This window comes from Leptospira sanjuanensis (assembly GCF_022267375.1).
GTDB lineage: Bacteria > Spirochaetota > Leptospiria > Leptospirales > Leptospiraceae > Leptospira > Leptospira sanjuanensis.
The window spans coordinates 3,292,501-3,295,000 of sequence record NZ_JAIZBH010000001.1 but is presented as its reverse complement, the minus strand read 5'-3'; the positions used below and the strand labels follow the sequence as shown (position 1 = coordinate 3,295,000).

Here is a 2,500-nt window from a genome sequence, read left to right as displayed (position 1 = left end):
GCGGGTTATATGGACGGTTCCGTTCTGGACGCAAACGGAGTAGAGGCGATCGCAGGTCTTCCAAGCCGCGAACAACTTCTTGCTCAGATTGCCGGCGGAATCAACGCACCTGCAAGAACGATCGCATCCGGTATCAACCAGATCATCGCGTCTCTCGCAAGAGCGATCCAAGCGACCGCAGAGAAGAACAACGCATAACGTATTTTTTAAAATAGCAAAACGACTAAACGGAATCAAAGGAGCATACAATGTCTACAGAAGCGCTATTAGAGCAAATTGGCAAACTAACCTTAGTTGAGGCTGCAGACCTCGTGAAAAAAATGGAAGATAAATTCGGCATTTCTGCTGCAGCACCAGTTGCGGTAGCTGCTGCGGCTGCGCCTGCTGCCGGCGGAGCGGCTGCTGAAGAAGCTTCTACTTTCAACGTCATCCTAAAAGGATTTGGCGATAAAAAAATCGAAGTGATCAAACTCGTAAGAGAGATCACCGGACTCGGATTGAAAGAGGCGAAAGACCTCGTTGAAGCTGGTGGAAAAGCCGTTAAAGAAGGCGTTTCCAAAGCGGAAGCTGATGACCTCAAAAAGAAACTCGAGGGCGTTGGCGCGCAGATTGAACTCAAAGCGAGCTAATCGTTTCGTTAGAGCTCTGTTAGCGCTAGCTTTCAAAAATCCTTTCACTCACGGCAAGGAGGCCTGGTTTTCAGGTACCTCCTTGTTCTATTGTATTTACAGCCTTTTAGAAATTTGGTATCATTTCCGGGAAAATGTCTTAGGCTGAGAGAGTCGGAATTCTCCGTTTTGCAAAAAGCGGGATGGACGAATCCAACCAATTGAATACAGGTCATAGTTTTTCATTTATCGATAGGGAGCACAAAGAATGTACGGTCAAGTAGAGAGAAAACGGGTAAATTTCGGAAAAATCACGAATCTGGATTACCTTCCTAACTTGATTCAAATTCAGAAGCGTTCTTTCGATTGGTTTCTTCAAACCGACGTCAAAGACGAAACCAAAAGAAAGCATCAAGGGTTAGAAGCTGTATTCCGGGAAACCTTTCCTATTGAAAGTCCCAACAACGACATGATTATGGAATACAGTCATTACATTCTCGGGGAACCGAAACGTTCTCCGCAAGAATGTAAGGATACGGACGCGACTTTCGCGATGCCGTTAAAAGCGGTGATCCGACTGATCATCAAGGAAACCGGAGAAATCCGCGAACAAACGGTTTACATGGGAGATCTTCCCGTGATGACCGAGCAGGGAACATTCATCATCAACGGAGCGGAGCGCGTCGTCGTTTCTCAGCTTCACCGTTCTCCCGGTATTTTCTTTTCTTATGATATGGAAAGAGACGTCTTCTCCGCCAGAGTGATTCCTTACAGAGGATCTTGGTTGGAATTCGAGATGGACAACAAGGGAATTCTGATCGCGAAGATCGACAGAAAGAAAAAATTCCCCGCAACTCTTCTCATCAAATCTCTGGGACACGGAACCAACGAAGAAGTTCTTCGTCTGTTCTACAGTTCTCGTAAGGAAAAAATCGCGGGCGCTACTTCCAAGGATCTGAAAAAAATTCTCGGAAGAAGAACTATCAACGACATCATCAACATGGAAACCGGAGAGGTTATGCTCGAAGCCGGTTCCAAAATCAACGAAGACAATATCTCCATCTTAAAAGAGATGAAGGTAAAAGAAGTCGAGTTGATCGAATTCCCGAAAGGAAAAGATAACCCGATTCTCATCAACGCTTTGGAAAAAGACGGAGTGAACGACTATGAGGACGCGATCCTTAAGTTCCATTCTCTCATGCGTCAAGGCGAACCTTCCACGATCGAAAACGCAACGACTGAGTTGACCCGTCTTTTCTTCTCTCCGAAAACGTTCGATCTCGGGGACGTGGGACGTTACAAAATCAATTCCAAGTTCGAGTTCAACAATCCGAAAGAATTCTCCGGTGAAAAATCACGCGTTTTAAGACCGGCGGACATCATCGAAACCGTTCGTTACATCCTGAATCTTTTCTCCGAAACCGAGAATTATTATCCGGACGATATCGATCACCTTGGCAACAGAAGGATCCGTTCCGTGGGCGAGTTGATCTCCAACCAACTCAAAACCGGATTCTCCCGTGTTGAAAGAGTAATCAAAGAAAGAATGACGGTTCAGGAGATCGAAACACAAACTCCTCAACTTCTCATTTCGATCAAACCGATCACGGCTGTGATCAACGAATTTTTCGGTTCTTCTCAACTTTCTCAGTTTATGGATCAGACAAATCCTCTCGCGGAACTGACTCACAAACGGAGATTGAACGCACTCGGTCCCGGAGGTCTTTCCAGAGACAGAGCGGGTATGGAAGTGCGTGACGTTCATTATTCTCACTACGGTAGAATGTGTCCGATTGAAACTCCGGAAGGTCCGAACATCGGTTTGATTCTTTCCATGTCTTCGTATGCTCGTGTAAACGACTACGGGTTCTTAGAAACTCCGTACAGAACCG

Annotated in this window: 3 protein-coding genes (2 of these 3 running past the window's edge); all 3 read left to right on the top strand. The window is 46.0% G+C overall.

The window, feature by feature from the left end:
• Window positions 1-198: the 3' end of a 50S ribosomal protein L10 gene (gene rplJ, locus LFX17_RS14855; protein WP_238747208.1), read on the top strand. It extends 336 nt beyond the left edge of the window; the window shows 198 of its 534 coding nt (coding positions 337-534); the start codon falls outside the window, past its left edge; the stop codon is at window positions 196-198.
• A gap of 50 nt (window positions 199-248) precedes the next feature.
• Window positions 249-629, top strand: coding sequence for a 50S ribosomal protein L7/L12 (gene rplL / locus LFX17_RS14850; RefSeq protein ID WP_118955134.1), 381 nt, complete (start codon window positions 249-251; stop codon window positions 627-629).
• 247 nt (window positions 630-876) lie between these two features.
• On the top strand, window positions 877-2,500 hold the 5' end (the start) of the coding sequence (rpoB, locus tag LFX17_RS14845; RefSeq protein ID WP_238747207.1) for a DNA-directed RNA polymerase subunit beta. 2,057 nt of this gene lie beyond the right edge of the window; the window shows 1,624 of its 3,681 coding nt (coding positions 1-1,624); it begins with the start codon at window positions 877-879; the stop codon falls past the right edge of the window.